The sequence below is a fragment of the Bacillus sp. 205(2023) genome, assembly GCF_037027485.1.
Lineage (GTDB): Bacteria > Bacillota > Bacilli > Bacillales > Bacillaceae > Bacillus > Bacillus halotolerans.
This window is the reverse complement of record NZ_JAXCHF010000001.1, coordinates 1,075,282-1,093,791: the sequence shown is the minus strand read 5'-3', so window position 1 is coordinate 1,093,791 and position 18,510 is coordinate 1,075,282. Positions and strand designations below refer to the sequence as shown.

Sequence of the window (18,510 nt, the reverse complement as noted above, 5' to 3'; positions counted from 1 at the left end):
GTGTTTGCGGGAGCTTTTTTCATTGGGGGTGGAAGTGATTTCATCGTATGTGTCAAAGGCGAAAAGCAAAACCTAAGCCTGTTCAACAAAAGGTGGTTGATCACACTTTGAGAACATGCCATGAGGTAGAAGGATTTCCTGTATATTCAGAACAAACTTCTTTTTATCTTGGGACGATTTCTGATATTTGTTTTTCTCTCGAAGGAAATTGTCTCGGGTTTATTCTTGAACAAAAACGTCTTTTTCATAACCATCATGCGCTTTTACGTGCATGTGATATCAGTTGCATTCTTCATGACCGGATATTGGCCGCAGTCAATTCAGAACAGCTTTTGCCTCTTCCGAAATCATGCTTCACATATGAGCAGATGAAAATGAAGCTCGTGAAATCGCAAGAGGGTGATATTTTGGGGATGCTGGAAGATGTATACTTTTGTTTGGACAAGGGCATAATCGTAGCATATGAACTCTCGGACGGTTTCTTTTCTGACTTAGCGGGGTGCAAACGCCAGATCCAAAGAGCGGATTCGCTTGTAGAGGTGCGGAAAGACGAGATCGTTCTGAACGGATAGAGGTGTGAGATATGCTTATATGCCCGAACTGCAAAAGTAAGGATATCGGGAAAATCGGCGTGAACCAATATTATTGCTGGGGCTGTTTCATTGAGCTGACAGTGGTCAAAGGGAAGATTGAAACTCATCAAGTGGAAGAAGACGGAACGCTAAGCAGCCTGGATGATTTGTTTTCTGAGGATGAACGCAGCATCAATTTTTAATAACGAAAGGAGATGCGCAGGATGAATCGGACAATGACTTCTCTTTTGGCGCTGGGAGCCGGGGCTCTCGTGTACCGAATGGCAACTCAATCTGACATGCTGAATAACCGAAGCATGAAGCGGATGAGAAAAAGAATGATGAAGATGTTTTAAGGAATGAAGGATACTCTCTTTAGAGTATCCTTTTTATGTCTGCCGTGCCTCTAGGCGTCTGGCTGCAAGTGAAAGACTATAATTGACTGCAAAATACATCAATGCTGCCAGCAGAAAAATCGGGAAAAAATAACTGCCGTCAGCGCTTTGCCCGTTTAAAATCTGAGCGTTATGAATAAGCTCAGGCAGGGCAATCACAACAGCTAGCGATGTATCCTTTAATAAAGAAATAAACTGGCTTACGATCGGCGGAACCATCCGGCGAAGCGCCTGAGGCATCACAATAGAGAAAAGTGTCTGTGTATAGCTAAGACCGGAGGAACGCGCCGCTTCAATCTGCCCTTTGTCAACTGAATTCAGGCCGCTCCGTATGATTTCAGAAAGCATGGCGGATTCAAAGATTGTTAAGGCTGTAATAGCGGCAGCTGTAATTTCAAGTTTGATCCCGATTTCCGGCAGGGCGAAAAATGTAAAGAAAATAATTAATAATAAGGGAAGATTTCTGATCGTTTCAATGAGAACGGCAATCAGTTGAGAAAGAATAGGGATTTTCGCATAGCGGAGAGTACCTGCGATCAACCCGAAAATAAAGCTCAGAATGATAGAAATAAATGCAACGTACAGTGTGACGAGAAAGCCGTCCCATAAAAAAGCTAAATGTTCAGATGAATAAGCTCCGATGAAATCCAATGGTTTTCACTCCTTATCAATAGCTTCTTTACAGCCGTTTTTCCAAATAGTTAACACCGATACTAAGCGGTATCGTCAGCACTAAGTAAAAGAGTGCCACAAAGATATAGACATCAAAAACGACGAGCGTGCTTGATGACACCAAATCAGCCTGATACATGAGATCCAATCCGGCAACAACCCCGAGAATAGACGAGTTTTTGACCAAGTTTAAAAATTGATTGCCCAAGGGGGGGATCACAATTTTGATCGCCTGGGGCAAAATGATATATACCATTGCCTGGCTGTAGGTAAAGCCTGACGATCTTGCTGCTTCCATTTGCCCTTTTGAAACAGACTGGATGCCGGCTCTGATGGCTTCTGCGATAAAAGCAGACGTATAAATTGTGAGCGCAACGGTTCCCGCTTGGAATCCATCCAGCCTCAGACCCGCATTTGGAAGTCCAAAGTAAAAGACAAATGTGATCAAAAGCAAAGGGATATTGCGGATAAATTCGACATAAGCCGTCCCGAGCCATTGCAAGGGCTTAAATACTGTTATTCTCATCACCGCGACAAGAACGCCAAGCGCAAAGCTGCCGGCCAGCGCGATCAGGCTTGCGAGCAGCGTGTGATAAAAACCGTCCATATACATGTCGAAGTTATCGAATAGAATAGACACATTCATATGCTTTATTCACTCTCCTTATAAAATCGGGATGAGCATCGCCTGCTCACCCCGGGATGTTCGTTATTCAGCTGGTTCTTCTTTAATCCATTTTTTATAAATCTCGTCATATCTACCGTCCGATTTCATCTTTTCGAGAGAAGCGTTAATTTCTTTTACGAGAGCCGATTGTCCTTTTTTTACGGCAATTCCATATGGCTCATCCGTGAATGGTTCTCCTGTTAATTGATAATTTTTATTCTCGTCAGCCATTCCGTATAAAATGGCATTATCCGTTGTGAGAGCATCACCTTGACCGGATTTCAGCGCTGTAAAGGCTTCGGTGTAGTTTTCGAACTCTAATACACTCGCATCAGGTGCCTTTTCGCGTATGTTTTGAGAGGAAGTGGAGCCTTTTACAGCGAGAACTTTCGATCCTTTGCCAAGGTCCTCAATACTTTTGATCTTGCTGCCTTTTTTCACCAGAAGTGATTGGCCTGCTTCAAAATAGACATCGGAAAAGTCAACTTCCTTTTTTCGTTCATCAGTGATCGTCATCGTTGCGACAATGGCGTCGATATCTCCGTTTTGAAGCATCGGAATCCTTGTTTTTGATGTGACTTCTTTAAATTCAGCTTTGTTTTCGTCCCCTAAAATATCTTTAGCGATTTGTTTGGCAATGTCGATGTCAAATCCCTCGATATCACCTGAGCTTGGGTTTTTCAGGCCGAACAGCCTGGTGTCGGTTTTAACACCGAAAACAATTTTGTCTTGATCTTTAATGGCAGCTAATGTATCTTTTTTGCTATCCTTTGCGCTTTCTCCGTTTGACCCCTTGCTTCCGCATGCAGCAAGCATGGCAACAGCGATTAAAGAAATCAATGCTAACGATAAAATCTTTTTCATACAAACTCCCCCATTTCTCTTTTTAATGATTTAAAATACGGCTCAAGAATAGGCGTGCCCGTTCTTCCTTCGGGTTTGCGTAAAACTCAGCCGGTGCTGCTTCCTCCAGAATGTTTCCTTCATCAATAAAGACAATACGATCCGCCACTTCTCTCGCAAACCCCATTTCATGCGTCACGACAACCATTGTCATGCCTTCTTTGGCGAGGTTTTTCATCACATCAAGCACTTCACCGATCATTTCCGGATCGAGCGCCGATGTCGGCTCGTCAAACAGCATGACCTCCGGCTTCATCGCCAGTCCCCGGGCAATAGCCACACGCTGCTGCTGCCCGCCGGAAAGCTGGGAAGGATAGGCGTTTGCTTTCTCAGGGATTCCGACTTTTTCAAGGTAATACAGCGCAGTTCCCTTTGCTTGTTCAGCGGATTGTCCGAGTACTTTTACGGGCGCCAGCATAATATTTTGCAGCACGGTTTTATGAGGATATAAATGAAAGTGCTGAAACACCATTCCGATATTTCGCCGTACGTTATTAATGTCAGTTTTTCTGTCATTAATAACTGTGCCGTTTACGGTAAGTGTTCCTTCGTTAATTGTCTCCAGCCTGTTGATGCATCTGAGCAAAGTGCTTTTTCCGGAACCGGATGGGCCGATAATGACGACGACTTCACCTTTTTCGATTTGCAGGTTAATCTGCTTTAACACATGAAAATCTCCGTAATGCTTGTTTACATTTTGAAATGAGATCATCGCAATCCTCCTAACAGAAACTTCAATAATTATGTGTAAATGTAACTAACTTACAAGGTTGAGGAAAGTAACAACACGATATGATGCATACCTTAGTGCGAAAGGGTCAAACTTTTCTGAAAATTTAACGCAGGAAAATATCCATTCCATTTGTCTGTGTAAAGAAAACATAAGAGAATAATTCCCTATAATCCTCAAAAGATATAGAAGAGGTGAAAGCAGATGCTCCAGAAACCGGTGCAGCTTTTGTTATGGGTGGCCATTTGTTTATTGGTCCTGTTAACAGTCTATGTCTTTTGTATGCTAGATATGTTATGGTCTCCCCTGTGGCTCGTCATAAAATCGATCTTTATTCCCTTGATCATTTCTATTTTTATTTCTTATTTATTACTTCCGGTCACTGAGTGGCTTCATGACAAAGGTTTGCCAAGGACTTTAAGCATTTTGGTGATTTACGTCCTTTTTTTTGGCGGACTGGGCTGGGCATTATATAAAGGTGTGCCTGTTCTAATCGTGCAGCTGACGGATCTGTCAGAAAATATACCTATGTTTGCCGAGACGTACAATGGGCTCCTTCTCCATGTGCATAACCATACAGATGACTGGCCGGACGGCATGCATCAGCGCATAGACAAAATGATTAGGCAGACAGAGGCGTTTTTCGCCGGCACAATCGAAGGGGCAATTAGCGGAATCCGTAAAGTGCTCGACTATTTCTTAATTGCGGCAACGATTCCTTTTCTCGTGTTTTATATGGTCAAGGACATCGAATTGATGAAAAAAACGGTGTGGTATTTGACGCCGAAGTCGTGGAGGAAGCGGGGCAGCGCTTTTTTGCTTGATGTAGATGATTCTCTCGGTGATTACATTCGCGGCCAGCTGCTCGTCTGCTTGATTCTTGGAGCTGTAGCCGGTATTACATTTTGGATATTTGGCCTTCCGTATCCGCTGATACTGGGTCTTATCTCGGGTATTACGAATGTCATCCCGTACTTCGGTCCCTTTATCGGCGCTGTTCCTGCGCTTTTGATTGCGATGACGATTTCTGTGAAGGCCGTCCTTGTCGTTGTCATTACGGTGTTTGTACTTCAATTTTTGGAAGGAAATGTCCTCAGTCCGTTTATTGTCGGCAGAAGCCTCAAGATGCACCCGGTAGTGATTATGCTTGCGCTTCTTGCCGGAGGAGAGCTGGCGGGGATTGTCGGCATGATACTGGCAGTGCCTGCTGCGGCTGTTTTAAAAGTAATGATGATCCATTTTCTGCGGATGCGGACGGAGCATTGACATTGGCGTGCCGCTTGTCTATAATTTCTCGTAGAATACATACGAATCTCGAGTGACGGATCTGAGTACGCCGAAGCCCTGTTAAAGAGAGAAGCTCCGCAAGCTGAAAGGAGCTTTATCAGAAGATCGGAGGAAGCTAATCCTGAGTGCAGTTAATCGCTGCCGCACATCCTGCGTTATTGGATGAAAGGTGACGGGCGAATCATAAGGCCCGTAATCAGGGTGGTACCGCGAGACAGCTCTCGTCCCTGTGTAAACGTGTGTTTGCATAGGGGGAGGGCTTTTTTGCTGTCACTGAAGAGAATTTCGATTTTTATAGAGGAGGAAATACAATGAAACACTTAACTTCTGCTGAAGTGCGTCAAATGTTTTTGGATTTCTTTAAAGAAAAAGGACATGCTGTAGAGCCGAGCGCGTCATTAGTGCCTCATGAAGATCCTTCACTGCTTTGGATCAACAGCGGTGTTGCGACGCTGAAAAAATATTTTGACGGCCGCGTTGTGCCGGAAAATCCAAGAATCGTAAACGCTCAAAAAGCAATCAGAACAAACGATATTGAAAATGTGGGTAAAACCGCGCGCCATCACACATTCTTTGAAATGCTCGGAAACTTTTCCATCGGCGATTATTTTAAAGAAGAAGCGATCACATGGGCTTGGGAGTTTTTAACGAGTGACAAGTGGATTGGTTTTGATGAAGAGCTTCTTTCTGTGACGGTTCATCCCGAAGATGAAGAAGCATATGAGTTTTGGGCGAAAAAAATTGGTATTCCGGAAGAAAGAATTATTCGCCTGGAAGGGAACTTCTGGGACATCGGCGAAGGGCCGAGTGGACCGAACACAGAAATTTTCTACGACCGCGGTGAAGCGTATGGGAACGATCCAGATGATCCAGAGCTTTATCCTGGGGGAGAAAATGACCGTTACCTTGAAGTATGGAACCTTGTATTCTCTGAGTTCAACCATAACCCGGACGGCACCTATACACCGCTTCCGAAGAAAAACATTGATACAGGCATGGGACTTGAAAGAATGGTATCTGTCATCCAGAATGTCCCGACAAACTTCGATACTGATTTGTTTGTCCCAATCATCAAAGCGACAGAAACGATTTCCGGTGAAGCATACGGCCAAGACCATGTAAAAGACACTGCATTTAAAGTCATCGCCGACCACATCAGAACGGTTGCTTTTGCTGTCAGTGACGGGGCGCTTCCGTCTAATGAAGGACGCGGCTATGTATTAAGACGTTTATTGCGCCGCGCTGTGCGTTATGCCAAAACGATCAACATCAACCGTCCGTTCATGTACGATCTTGTGCCGGTTGTTGCTGAGATCATGGCTGCTTTCTACCCTGAAGTAAAAGAGAAGGAAGAATTCATCTCAAAGGTCATAAAAACGGAGGAAGAACGCTTCCACGAAACATTGAATGAAGGGCTTGCCATCTTGTCAGAAATGATCAAAAAGGAAAAAGATAAGGGCAGCAGCGTCATTTCAGGTGCGGATGTCTTTAAACTTTACGACACCTACGGATTCCCGGTTGAACTGACTGAAGAATATGCGGAAGACGAGAACATGACAGTTGACCATAAAGGCTTTGAAGAAGAAATGAACCAGCAGCGCGAGCGGGCCAGAAATGCACGTCAGGATGTCGGCAGCATGCAGGTGCAGGGCGGCGCATTACGCGACGTAACAGAAGAAAGCACATTTGTCGGCTACTCTCAAACAAAGGCTGATGCCAATGTGATTGTGCTTCTGCAAGACGGCCAGTTAATTGAAGAAGCACATGAAGGCGAAACTGTACAGATCATTCTTGACGAAACACCTTTCTATGCGGAAAGCGGCGGTCAAATCGGCGATAAAGGCTTTTTGCGCAGCGAGCAGGCAGTGGTAAAAGTGAAAGATGTGCAAAAAGCGCCGAACGGCCAGCATGTGCATGAAGGTGTTGTCGAGAGCGGAACCGTTCAAAAAGGCATGCATGTAACAGCTGAGGTTGAAGATCATATGAGAAGCGGCGTGATTAAAAACCATACGGCAACGCACTTATTGCACCAGGCCTTGAAGGATGTTCTTGGAACGCACGTCAATCAGGCGGGCTCTCTTGTGAATGAAAACCGCCTTCGTTTTGACTTCTCACACTTCGGGCAAGTGACAAAAGAAGAGCTCGAACGAATTGAAGTCATTGTAAACGAAAAGATTTGGGCAAGCATTCCGGTCAGCATTGATCTGAAACCGATCGCTGAAGCAAAAGAAATGGGAGCTATGGCTCTGTTCGGAGAAAAATACGGTGATATTGTAAGGGTTGTTCAAGTCGGAGATTACAGCCTTGAGCTTTGCGGCGGATGCCATGTCAGCAACACAGCCGAAATCGGTTTATTTAAAATCGTATCTGAGTCTGGAATCGGAGCGGGCACTAGACGGATTGAAGCTGTAACAGGACAAGGCGCTTACGTGGAAATGAACAGCCAGATCTCAGTTTTGAAGCAGACTGCCGACGAACTGAAAACAAATATCAAAGAAGTGCCGAAGCGCGTTGCTGCGCTGCAGGCTGAGCTGAAGGAAGCGCAAAGAGAAAATGAATCTCTTCTGGCGAAACTCGGCAACGTTGAAGCAGGCGCGATTCTATCAAAAGTAAAAGAAGTTGATGGTGTCAGCGTGCTTGCGGAAAAGGTAAACGCCAAAGACATGAACCATCTCCGCACAATGGTTGATGAACTGAAAGCAAAAATCGGCTCTGCGGTCATCGTGCTTGGCGCTGTGCAAAATGATAAAGTCAATATTTCTGCAGGTGTTACAAAGGATCTGATTGAGAAAGGCCTTCATGCCGGCAAGCTTGTCAAACAAGCCGCAGAAGTTTGCGGCGGAGGCGGCGGAGGCCGTCCGGACATGGCACAGGCAGGCGGCAAACAGCCGGAAAAATTAGAAGAAGCATTGGCTTCTGTAGAAGATTGGGTGAAATCCGTTTTATAATTTGCCCATGTAGTGTAGAATGATGGTAAGATTAGGACCCCAGGCTGAACTTTGCCTGCGAATTTGGGAAAGAGGTGCAAAACGGTGAGCTCGTTTGATAAAACGATGAAATTTAATTTCTCCGATGATTCTGCCGAGACTAACGTAAATGAGGTGCTGATTACTGTTTATGACGCGCTTCAGGAAAAGGGCTACAATCCAATCAATCAGATTGTCGGATACTTGCTGTCAGGTGATCCCGCTTATATTCCTAGGCATCGTGACGCTCGCAATTTAATTCGCAAACTTGAAAGAGACGAATTAATCGAGGAATTGGTGAAGTCTTATTTAGAACAGCATAAAGAGGCGTAAATAAACAATGAGAATATTAGGGCTCGATTTAGGAACCAAAACACTCGGTGTTGCTCTGAGCGATGAAATGGGCTGGACTGCTCAAGGCATTGAGACCATAAAGATAAATGAAGCAGAGGGCGATTACGGCTTACCCCGTTTATCTGAACTGACAAAAGACTATACTATAGATAAGATCGTGCTCGGCTTTCCTAAAAACATGAATGGAACAGTCGGCCCGAGAGGTGAAGCCAGCCAAACATTTGCGAAAGTGCTTGAAACCACGTACAATGTTCCTGTTGTGCTGTGGGACGAGCGTCTTACCACAATGGCGGCTGAAAAAATGCTGATTGCCGCTGATGTCAGCAGGCAGAAACGAAAAAAAGTCATTGATAAAATGGCGGCTGTTATGATTCTGCAAGGATATCTTGACAGCTTAAATTAAAGCCAGAGGTGAATATAATGGAACACGGCGAAAAAAATATTACAATTGTTGACGAACAAGGAAATGAACAGCTTTGCGAAGTGCTGTTTACATTTGAAAACGAAGAGTTTGGCAAATCTTATGTGTTGTACTACCCAATTGAAACAAAGAATGATGAAGAAGTAGAAATTCTTGCTTCCAGCTTTACGCCAAACGAAGATGGTGAAGACGGCGAACTATTCCCGATCGAAACCGATGAAGAATGGGATATGATCGAAGAGACATTAAACACGTTTTTAGCGGAAGAAGACGAAGAGTAAAACCGCGCCAAAAGCCGGAGCCTATACTGCTCCGGCTTTTTTTTGCTTATAAAGAGACCTTTTTTTGTAATAAATTGCCGAAACAGCATGAATCATGTAGTATAAAAGCTGATGGGAGGAGACCTTATGTATATTAATCAGCAAAAAAAATCATTTTTAAATAAAAAAAGAATTGTACTGTCTTCCATTATTGTGCTGCTTCTCATCATAGGCGGAGCATTTTTATATGGGAAATCACTGCTGGAACCTGTTGAAAAAAACAATAAAACGACAGTTAATATTAACATTCCGAGCGGATCGTCTGTATCTACGATCGCATCGATTTTGAAGGAAAACAATGTCATAAAAAGTGAAAAGGCATTTCAGTACTATGTGAAATATAAAAAAGCTTCCGGATTCCAAGCCGGGTACTACCATCTGAACAAAGGAATGGATCTGGATGCCATTATCAAGAAGCTGACAAGCGGAGCAACAAACTACGCCTTTCAAATCACGGTCCCTGAGGGGAAACAGCTGACACAGATCGCCGACGCCATTGCGGAGGAAACGAAATACTCAAAAAAACAGGTCATGGCAAAGCTGGACGATAAAACGTTTATCAATCAGCTGAAAAAGGAATTTCCGGACACCGTTACAAACGATGTTTTTCAGAAAAATATAAAGCATCCGTTGGAAGGATACCTATTCCCGGCTACATATCCATTCAACGATCCGGATACATCGCTTGAGAACATCATAACTGAGATGATGAAACAGACAGATTCTTATGTGAAGACATACAAAACAGAAATGAAGAAAGAAAAGCTTTCTGTGCATAAGCTGCTGACGATGGCTTCTTTGATCGAAGAGGAAGCGACTGAAAAAGCGGATCGCCATAAAATTTCCAGCGTCTTTTATAACAGGCTGAAAAAGAAGATGCCGCTTCAGACCGATCCGACCGTCTTGTACGCGGCTGGAAAGCATAAAGACCGGGTGCTTTATAAAGACCTTGAAATCGATTCGCCGTACAATACGTATAAAAACACCGGTCTGCCGCCAGGACCGATTGCCAATGCCGGAATGTCGTCTTGGGAAGCGGCGCTTCATCCGGATAAAACGGACTATCTGTACTTTTTAGCAAAATCAAACGGTGATGTCGTATTTACGAAAACATTAAAAGAACATAATAAAGCAAAAGAAAAATATATTTCGGCAAAAAATCAGAAATAAAAGGAGAGCAAAAGCTCTCCTTTTATTCGCATTCCGCAAGGTTTTATGATAAAATATATCGGGTTGTTTACTAACGTATACAAGTTGTGCTCAGAGAGTGTCCTGTGTCAAAGACTGGGGCACTCCTTTTTAGAACGGGAGGCTGTTTGTTGTGACAGACCGCTATGAACAAATAAATGACTATATAGAAGCATTATTGAAGCCTCAGCCGGATAACGTGAGGAAACTGGAAGCATATGCGGAAGAACATCATGTTCCGATTATGGAAAAAGCGGGCATAGAAGTGCTGCTCCAAATTTTGTCTGTCAAACAGGCGAAGAAAATACTGGAGATCGGAACGGCTATCGGTTACTCGGCCATTCGAATGGCGCTGGCACTGCCGTCTGCAGAAATATATACGATTGAACGCAATGAGACACGCCATGAGGAAGCTGTTCACAACATAAAGGATTTTCAGCTTGATGACCGAATCCATGTGTTTTACGGGGACGCGCTCGAATTAGCAGAAGCCGTTCATGTCACAGCGCCATATGATGTGATTTTCATTGATGCTGCTAAAGGTCAATATCAAAACTTTTTTCACTTATATGAACCGATGCTTTCGCCAGACGGGGTGATTTTAACAGACAACGTGCTGTTTAAAGGTCTGGTGGCAGAGGATTACAGCAAAATAGAACCAAAAAGAAGGCGCAGGCTGGTATCAAAAATCGATGAGTATAATCATTGGCTGATGAATCATCCTGATTATCAAACTGCGATTATCCCTGTTGGGGACGGGCTTGCGATCAGTAAAAAGAAGAGGTGAACGTCATGAAAAAACCAGAGCTCTTAGTCACACCGACAAGTACGGCAGACATTTTGCCGCTGATTCAGGCGGGGGCAACTGCGTTTTTAGTTGGGGAACAGAGATACGGTCTGAGATTAGCGGGGGAATTTTCCCGTGAGGATGTAACGAAAGCGGTAGACATTGCCCATAACGAAGGAGCAAAAGTATACGTTGCCGTAAATGGAATTTTTCATAACGATAAAGTGGGAGAACTTGGCGATTATCTCGCTTTCTTAGCGGAAACGGGCGTTGATGCGGCTGTATTCGGCGATCCTGCCGTTCTTATGGCTGCACGTGAATCAGCGCCGGATCTGAAGCTTCATTGGAGCACAGAAACGACAGGAACCAACTATTATACATGCAACTACTGGGGACGTAAAGGCGCAGCTCGATCTGTGCTTGCCAGAGAATTAAATATGGACAGCATTGTTGAGATCAAAGAAAATGCAGAAGTTGAAATTGAAGTCCAGGTGCATGGAATGACCTGCATGTTCCAGTCGAAACGTTCCTTGATCGGAAACTATTTCGAATACCAAGGCAAAGTCATGGACATTGAAAGAAAGAAAAAAGAATCCGGCATGTTCCTGCATGATAAGGAACGCCATAATAAATATCCGATTTTCGAAGATGAGAACGGCACACATATCATGAGCCCGAACGATGTGTGCATCATTGATGAACTTGAAGATCTGATAGATGCGGGAGTCGATTCTTTCAAAATCGACGGTGTTCTGAAATCATCTGAATACTTAGTGGAAGTCACCAGCATGTACAGAGAAGCGATTGATCTGTGTGCGGAAAACCGTGACGATTACGAAGCGAAAAAAGAAGACTGGATCGAACGTATTGAAAACATTCAGCCAGTAAACAGAAAAATAGATACCGGCTTCTTCTTTAAAGAAACGGTTTATTAATGAAAAGGAGGTTACGCTATGACTGCCGTAAATGATAAGATTTCTAAAATAGTTGATGGTAAGCGTGTGATTACGAAAAAGCCAGAGCTTCTCGCGCCTGCGGGGAATCTTGAAAAGCTGAAAATTGCTGTACATTACGGAGCGGATGCCGTCTTTATCGGAGGGCAGGAATACGGGCTTCGTTCGAATGCGGATAACTTTACGATTGAAGAAATCGCAGAGGGCGTCGAATTTGCGAAAAAATACGGCGCGAAAATTTACGTCACGACAAATATTTTTGCCCATAATGAGAATATTGACGGGCTTGAAGATTATTTAAAAGCTCTCGGTGACGCCAATGTTGCCGGCATCATTGTGGCAGATCCGCTTATTATCGAAACCTGCCGCAGAGTAGCGCCTCATGTTGAGGTTCACTTGAGCACGCAGCAATCTCTCTCCAACTGGAAGGCTGTTCAGTTCTGGAAGGAAGAAGGGCTTGACCGTGTGGTGTTAGCCCGTGAGACAAGCGCGCTCGAAATCAGAGAAATGAAAGAAAAAGTAGATATCGAAATCGAATCCTTTATTCACGGTGCGATGTGTATTGCATACTCCGGCCGCTGTGTCTTGAGCAATCACATGACAGCCCGCGATTCCAACCGCGGAGGCTGCTGCCAGTCATGCCGCTGGGATTATGATTTATATCAAACCGACGGTGCCAATGCCGTTGCTTTATACAGTGAAGAAGACGCTCCGTTTGCAATGAGTCCGAAAGACTTGAAGCTGATTGAGTCGATTCCGAAAATGATTGAAATGGGCATCGACAGCTTAAAGATTGAAGGACGGATGAAATCCATTCACTACGTAGCGACAGTTGTCAGCGTATATCGTAAAGTGATTGACGCTTATTGCGCTGATCCCGATAACTTTGTGATTCAAAAAGAATGGCTGGAAGAGCTTGATAAATGCGCCAACCGTGACACTGCGACAGCTTTCTTCGAAGGAACACCAGGCTATGAAGAGCAAATGTTTGGCGAACACGGCAAAAAAACAACATTTGATTTTGTCGGCTTAGTGCTGAATTATGATGAGGATACACAAATGGTCACTCTTCAGCAGCGCAATTTCTTCAAAAAAGGTGACGAAGTAGAATTTTTCGGTCCGGAAATCGAAAACTTTACACATACGATTGAAACCATTTGGGACGAAGACGGAAATGAGCTAGACGCTGCCCGCCATCCCCTGCAAATTGTCAAATTCAAATTAGACAAAAAGATTTATCCGAGCAACATGATGAGAAAGGGGAAGTAATCACCCATGGGTAAGAGTCCAGTAGTCATTGGAATCGCAGGAGGTTCCGGTTCAGGAAAAACGAGTGTAACACGTTCAATTTATGAACAATTCAAAGGGCACTCGATTTTAATGATCCAGCAAGACCTCTATTATAAAGACCAAAGCCATCTTCCATTTGAAGAAAGGCTGAATACAAACTATGATCATCCGCTTGCGTTTGATAATGACTATTTAATCGAGCATATTCAAGACCTATTGAATTACCGTCCGATTGAAAAGCCGATTTACGATTATAAGCTTCACACACGGTCAGAAGAAACGGTTCACGTAGAGCCGAAAGACGTGATTATTCTTGAAGGCATTCTTGTTCTTGAAGATAAAAGGCTGCGCGACCTGATGGATATCAAGCTTTACGTTGACACAGACGCAGACTTGCGCATTATAAGACGGATTATGAGAGATATTAATGAGCGCGGACGCTCTATTGATTCTGTCATTGAACAATATGTGTCTGTTGTCCGCCCGATGCACAATCAATTCGTTGAGCCGACAAAGCGATACGCTGATATTATTATCCCGGAAGGCGGACAAAATCACGTTGCAATTGATCTGATGGTCACAAAAATTCAAACCATTCTTGAACAAAATGCGATTTTGTAATACCATAGCATAGACATAAATAACTCTGACCATATTATGTATAGGCAGGAAGGGGATGTGTAAATTCCCTTCTTTCCCTGTTTATAAACGCGAAATATTTGCAGAACCACAAGATTCAGTTTAAGATAAACAGTACCAATATGGGAGAGAAGAACGAGGACTGCCCTGTGTTCTCATTCTTGTATTTTAGTTTATGCTCTCATACATAATCGAAGATGTTGAGGGACAACCAGAAGGAGTGAAGGGACATGGCACAAGAGAAAGTTTTTCCTATGACTGTAGAAGGAAAACAAAAACTTGAACAAGAATTAGAATATTTGAAAACGGTTAAACGAAAAGAAGTAGTAGAGCGCATCAAAATCGCGAGAAGTTTCGGGGATCTTTCCGAAAACTCTGAATACGACTCAGCGAAAGAAGAGCAGGCATTCGTAGAGGGCCGTGTAACGACTCTTGAGAATATGATCCGCAATGCGAAAATCATTGAAGATGACGGCGGCTCTAACGTTGTCGGTTTAGGTAAAACCGTCACTTTTGTCGAACTGCCTGATGGTGATGAAGAATCTTATACAATCGTCGGAAGCGCTGAAGCTGATCCGTTTGAAGGGAAAATTTCAAACGACTCGCCGATCGCTAAAAGCCTGCTTGGCAAAAAAGTAGATGATGAAGTCACAGTTCAGACACCGGGCGGAGAAATGCTCGTGAAAATTGTGAAAATTTCATAATATCCGTTTAGCAAAGAAACACCTCGTCCACAATGTGGGTGAGGTGTTTTTTTATGAAGTTATCGAAACGAATGAAGCTGGCTGTCCTGGCTTTTTTAATCGTGTTTTTTCTGCTTTTGCTTAGGCTCGCGGAAATCCAGCTGTTTTTCACAGAATCATTTTCGAAAAAGAAAATTAATTTAATACAGGAAAGTGTTAATCAACGAACGGAGGAAGTGCTCATTTCTGATGGCAGAGGATCGTTTTTAGATCGAAACGGCCAAGCGCTGACTGGCACAAGCGAGCCTGCGGTTGTCTTGTTCCCTTTTCTGTTAACGCAGGACTGGCCGATTAAAAAAGTCGCAGAGATTCTCGGCATGTCTGAAGATGATTTGCATCAGACTCTTGCAAAATCGAAAAAACCAGTTATTTTACATCAAAAGAAAATCAAAACACTTTCGAAGGAATCTATCACAAAAATCAATTCTTTGAAATATCCTGGCATTTACGGCGTATATATGGAGAATGAAGACAAGCCCAGTCTTGCCTCGCATACGATAGGCACAACCAATCAAGATCCGGCGCTTCTCCGCAATAAGTATCCTGAAAAGGAAAACCTGCCGATTAAAACGAAAATCGGCACAACTGGTTTAGAACGGACATTTGATGAGTTTTTGCTCCCGGAACAGGACACGAAGCTTTTGTATCATGTGGACGGAAAAGGAAACCCTTTGTTCGGCATGGACGTCAAATATACAGCTGAGGCCAACTCATTTTATCCGCTCCAAGTCAAAACAACGATTGATCAAAGCATTCAAAAAGCGATAGAAGGCATACTAGATGATCAGGGGCTGAAAAAAGGAGGAGCGGTGCTGCTGGACATCGAAAAGAGCAGTGTGTTGGGCATCGTAAGCAAACCGGATGCCGATGTGTCCAGACAAAACACGCTTCAAAATTATATGCTGACGCCAATCTATCCCGGCTCCGTTTTTAAAACTGTGATAGCGGCAGCTGCGATTGAGCATAACGCGGTAAAGCCGAGTCAAACCTTTAATTGTAATTTAAACCTGTACGGCGAACCGGGAGACGATAATGGAACCCTGTCCTTTGAAGAAAGTTTCGCACAAAGCTGCAATTACACGTTTACAAGTCTTGCCGAACAATTAATGAAGAAAGACCATTCCGTCATTGAAGACATGTCAGAAAAGCTGTCCCTTACAGATCGGGCAGGCTGGGAAGGAAAACTGTACCACGAGTCAGATTTCCGCCAATTCTATAATGAAAAAAGCGGCGTGATTTGGGGGGATGAAAAAGACAAATCAGTCAAAAAAGCAATTGCGCAAACAGCGATCGGGCAGAAAAATGTAAAGGTAACGCCGCTTGAGGTAGCTAATATGATGGCGACAATCGCCCGCGGCGGTGAAAAGCGGCAGGTGAAAATCGCAGAGCAGATTGAATACAAAAACGGCACAACGCTCGTCAAGTTTAAAGATCAGAAGATTAAAGGAGAAACAATAGACAAATATACGGCACAGCAGCTTCAAAAAATGCTGCGGCAGGTGGTGGAATCTCCTTCCGGAACGGGCAGAAGGTTTCAGGATCTTTCGTATACTGTAGCAGGGAAATCAGGCACCGCCCAGACAGGCAAGCTTTCAAAAGATAAAGAAACGCTTTATGAAAAATGGTTTGCCGGGTATTTTCCCGCGGATAAGCCGAAATACGCGCTTGTCGTATTGCACATGGATACGCCGGGGGATAAGGCTCTGACAAATTCGGTGTTTTATGATATTGTTAAAAAAGTACACGAAATTGAAATCAATCAGAAATAGAACAACTTCTCAGCACATGGTAAAATATATGCTGAGCCAAGAGGGATAAAGGAGTGCAGAATTATTGAGCAATAATCAATCTCGTTATGAAAACCGTGATAAGCGCAGGAAAGCTAATTTAGTGCTTAACATCTTAATCGCAATCGTATCTATTCTAATTGTTGTAGTAGCAGCCAATCTCTTCATTAACAGTCCTTCTAGCAAAGATGTCAGCAAGGATTCTGAAACGGCGCAAAAACAGGAATCTCCGGCTTCAGGAAAGACGGAAAAGAAATCGGATGAGGATATAAAAGACAGTAAGAAAGATACATCTGACAGCGAAAAGGATTCTGAGAAATCTTCTGACTCAGATTCAGATTCCAAAAAAGATGATTCTTCTAAAAGTGATGACTCTGATTCTGATTCAGACTCAAACTCAAATTCAGATGACCCGCTTAAAGACGCAAAAGTCACAGAAGGCGGCTCATCAAGTGATGTGGAAAAAACGTATGAAAATCCTGACTGGAAGGCAGTCGGAACTGAGCAGAAGGGCGAGCATGCTGCCACTTATGACTCAAGCTCACAAGACTGGGCTGAGATGCTGAAAGCCATATCATATGCAACCGGTGTTTCAACAGATAACATGACCGTTCTCTGGCTCGGAAATAACGGCAGCCCTCAGGATGCCAAAGGTAAGATTTTAGATAAAACGAGCGGAGAGAAATATCAAGTAACGATTACATGGGTTGATGAAAAAGGCTGGAAGCCGACAAAAGTAGAAAAATTAAAATAAACAAAAGCAGCCGAATCTTTCGGCTGCTTTTGTTTTACACCTCAGCTGCAAAATGAACAACGGCGCTGTAAAAAAATTTTCCGTCTGCCACAGCTGTTTGATGCGAGACAGATTTCACACGCAGCATGATCGCTTTATTGTTTTCAATTTGTGTGTTGATTTTCTTTTCAAGCTCCTGCAATGATGCCGCTTCGAAAAATTCTACTTTGTCTTTAATCAGATCCAATTGAAAATTCATCTTTCGACCCCTCCGCCTTTACAAGTCATATGAAGTATAAGCCTTTTTACGCTGTACGCGCAATATATGACTGGATAAAAAACACAAAGTGTTTTAGTACCTACTTTCAAGAAGATATGGTAAGATAGGAACTGTTCCATCATTAATTCATAGTATGCTTATAGGAATTATAAAATATGGAGTGTGACAACTATGGGACGTGAATTTATCCCTCTTTTTGAGGATTGGGCCGCAACTTACGATCAAACAGTTCAAGGTTTGGATATTCAGTATAAAGAGGCATTCAGAGGCTATGATGATATTTTGAATGCCATTGTCAGCCGGTCAGGGATTCGTGTATTAGAATTTGGGCCAGGGACCGGCAACTTGACAGCGAAACTGCTTGAAGCGGGGAAATCTGTATTTGGAGTCGAGCCGTCTCCGGCGATGCGCAAGTTAGCATCTGACAAGCTCCGCGGCAGGGCGGAAATTGTTGACGGAGACTTCCTGACATTCCCTGAACCGCCATTTCAGGCTGACACGATTGTCAGTTCATATGCTTTTCATCATTTGACTGACGAAGAAAAACGAGCCGCAATAAAGCAATATGGCAAATACCTTCACATGCATGATAAAATAGTGTTTGCCGATACTGTCTTTGAACACGAGGAAGCGTATAATCAAGCCATTGATAAAGCACGTTCTCAGGGCTTTTATCAGCTGGCGAATGATTTAAAGACGGAGCATTATCCCACATTGGAAACGATGAAAGAGATGTTTACAGCTGAAGGTTTTGCAGTCCAATTCATTCAGCAAAACGACTTCGTGTGGATAATGGAGGCGATCAAACGGTAAAGTGAAGGGA

At 43.5% G+C, this 18,510-nt stretch carries 22 protein-coding genes; 17 read left to right on the top strand and 5 right to left on the bottom strand.

Annotation, left to right across the window (positions count from 1 at the left end; genetic code table 11):
* Positions 1-47 precede the first annotated feature (47 nt).
* Genes WA325_RS05605 through WA325_RS05595 form a run of 3 tightly spaced genes read left to right on the top strand, consistent with a single transcriptional unit; the run spans position 48 to position 928 of the window.
* Entirely contained in the window at positions 48-572 is a 525-nt protein-coding gene (locus WA325_RS05605; RefSeq protein WP_151174396.1) for a PRC-barrel domain-containing protein, read from the top strand.
* Between the two features lie 11 nt (positions 573-583).
* Positions 584-775, top strand: a complete 192-nt coding sequence (locus WA325_RS05600) for a hypothetical protein (protein ID WP_010335110.1) — start codon at positions 584-586, stop codon at positions 773-775.
* A gap of 21 nt (positions 776-796) precedes the next feature.
* Positions 797-928: a YrzQ family protein gene (locus WA325_RS05595; protein WP_024122308.1), complete on the top strand. Its 132-nt coding sequence runs from the start codon at positions 797-799 to the stop codon at positions 926-928.
* Positions 929-961: 33 nt separating this feature from the next.
* On the opposite strand, the gene WA325_RS05590 is transcribed toward WA325_RS05595, so the two are convergent.
* The 4 genes from WA325_RS05590 to WA325_RS05575 all read right to left on the bottom strand — a co-directional run bounded on the left by WA325_RS05590 (position 962) and on the right by WA325_RS05575 (position 3,921).
* Entirely contained in the window at positions 962-1,618 is a 657-nt protein-coding gene (locus tag WA325_RS05590) for an amino acid ABC transporter permease (RefSeq protein ID WP_336183298.1), read from the bottom strand.
* Between the two features lie 28 nt (positions 1,619-1,646).
* Positions 1,647-2,285: an amino acid ABC transporter permease gene (locus WA325_RS05585; RefSeq protein WP_336183297.1), complete on the bottom strand. Its 639-nt coding sequence runs from the start codon at positions 2,283-2,285 to the stop codon at positions 1,647-1,649.
* A 63-nt stretch (positions 2,286-2,348) separates the two neighbouring features.
* Complete coding sequence (locus WA325_RS05580; RefSeq protein ID WP_336183296.1) at positions 2,349-3,170, bottom strand: transporter substrate-binding domain-containing protein; 822 nt, start codon at positions 3,168-3,170, stop codon at positions 2,349-2,351.
* A gap of 22 nt (positions 3,171-3,192) precedes the next feature.
* The gene (locus WA325_RS05575) at positions 3,193-3,921 is read right to left on the bottom strand and encodes an amino acid ABC transporter ATP-binding protein (protein WP_105953511.1); all 729 of its coding nucleotides are present in this window, start codon (positions 3,919-3,921) and stop codon (positions 3,193-3,195) included.
* A gap of 222 nt (positions 3,922-4,143) precedes the next feature.
* Here WA325_RS05575 and WA325_RS05570 point away from each other — a divergent pair, with 222 nt between their 5' ends.
* From WA325_RS05570 to WA325_RS05510, 13 genes are all read left to right on the top strand, one after another.
* A complete protein-coding gene (locus WA325_RS05570) occupies positions 4,144-5,205 on the top strand; it encodes an AI-2E family transporter (protein ID WP_024122303.1) in 1,062 nt (353 codons plus the stop codon).
* Positions 5,206-5,537: 332 nt separating this feature from the next.
* Positions 5,538-8,174 carry an alanine--tRNA ligase gene (gene alaS / locus WA325_RS05565; protein WP_202853642.1) on the top strand — a complete coding sequence of 879 codons (2,637 nt, stop codon included), beginning with the start codon at positions 5,538-5,540 and terminating at the stop codon, positions 8,172-8,174.
* Between the two features lie 84 nt (positions 8,175-8,258).
* Entirely contained in the window at positions 8,259-8,525 is a 267-nt protein-coding gene (locus WA325_RS05560; protein WP_003225903.1) for an IreB family regulatory phosphoprotein, read from the top strand.
* Between the two features lie 7 nt (positions 8,526-8,532).
* Positions 8,533-8,949 carry a Holliday junction resolvase RuvX gene (gene ruvX, locus WA325_RS05555; RefSeq protein WP_024122301.1) on the top strand — a complete coding sequence of 139 codons (417 nt, stop codon included), beginning with the start codon at positions 8,533-8,535 and terminating at the stop codon, positions 8,947-8,949.
* Between the two features lie 17 nt (positions 8,950-8,966).
* Positions 8,967-9,248, top strand: coding sequence for a DUF1292 domain-containing protein (locus WA325_RS05550; protein ID WP_105953513.1), 282 nt, complete (start codon positions 8,967-8,969; stop codon positions 9,246-9,248).
* Between the two features lie 126 nt (positions 9,249-9,374).
* Positions 9,375-10,457: an endolytic transglycosylase MltG gene (mltG, locus tag WA325_RS05545; RefSeq protein ID WP_336183295.1), complete on the top strand. Its 1,083-nt coding sequence runs from the start codon at positions 9,375-9,377 to the stop codon at positions 10,455-10,457.
* Between the two features lie 151 nt (positions 10,458-10,608).
* Positions 10,609-11,262 (top strand): O-methyltransferase, encoded by a 654-nt coding sequence (locus WA325_RS05540; protein WP_105990310.1) that lies wholly within the window; start codon positions 10,609-10,611, stop codon positions 11,260-11,262.
* A 5-nt stretch (positions 11,263-11,267) separates the two neighbouring features.
* Positions 11,268-12,197: a peptidase U32 family protein gene (locus WA325_RS05535; protein WP_105953515.1), complete on the top strand. Its 930-nt coding sequence runs from the start codon at positions 11,268-11,270 to the stop codon at positions 12,195-12,197.
* An 18-nt stretch (positions 12,198-12,215) separates the two neighbouring features.
* Positions 12,216-13,484, top strand: coding sequence for a peptidase U32 family protein (locus tag WA325_RS05530; protein ID WP_044154332.1), 1,269 nt, complete (start codon positions 12,216-12,218; stop codon positions 13,482-13,484).
* Positions 13,485-13,490: 6 nt separating this feature from the next.
* Positions 13,491-14,126, top strand: a complete 636-nt coding sequence (gene udk / locus WA325_RS05525; protein WP_010335100.1) for a uridine kinase — start codon at positions 13,491-13,493, stop codon at positions 14,124-14,126.
* A gap of 248 nt (positions 14,127-14,374) precedes the next feature.
* On the top strand, positions 14,375-14,848 hold the full coding sequence (gene greA, locus WA325_RS05520) for a transcription elongation factor GreA (protein ID WP_010335099.1): 474 nt from the start codon (positions 14,375-14,377) through the stop codon (positions 14,846-14,848).
* Between the two features lie 53 nt (positions 14,849-14,901).
* Entirely contained in the window at positions 14,902-16,656 is a 1,755-nt protein-coding gene (locus WA325_RS05515; RefSeq protein WP_336183294.1) for a peptidoglycan D,D-transpeptidase FtsI family protein, read from the top strand.
* Positions 16,657-16,720: 64 nt separating this feature from the next.
* Complete coding sequence (locus WA325_RS05510; RefSeq protein ID WP_105953518.1) at positions 16,721-17,428, top strand: YrrS family protein; 708 nt, start codon at positions 16,721-16,723, stop codon at positions 17,426-17,428.
* A 34-nt stretch (positions 17,429-17,462) separates the two neighbouring features.
* On the opposite strand, the gene WA325_RS05505 is transcribed toward WA325_RS05510, so the two are convergent.
* Positions 17,463-17,666: a YrzA family protein gene (locus WA325_RS05505; protein WP_024122294.1), complete on the bottom strand. Its 204-nt coding sequence runs from the start codon at positions 17,664-17,666 to the stop codon at positions 17,463-17,465.
* Positions 17,667-17,858: 192 nt separating this feature from the next.
* On the opposite strand from WA325_RS05505, the gene WA325_RS05500 reads away from it, so the two are divergent.
* Positions 17,859-18,500: a class I SAM-dependent methyltransferase gene (locus tag WA325_RS05500; RefSeq protein ID WP_227597898.1), complete on the top strand. Its 642-nt coding sequence runs from the start codon at positions 17,859-17,861 to the stop codon at positions 18,498-18,500.
* Positions 18,501-18,510 lie beyond the last annotated feature (10 nt).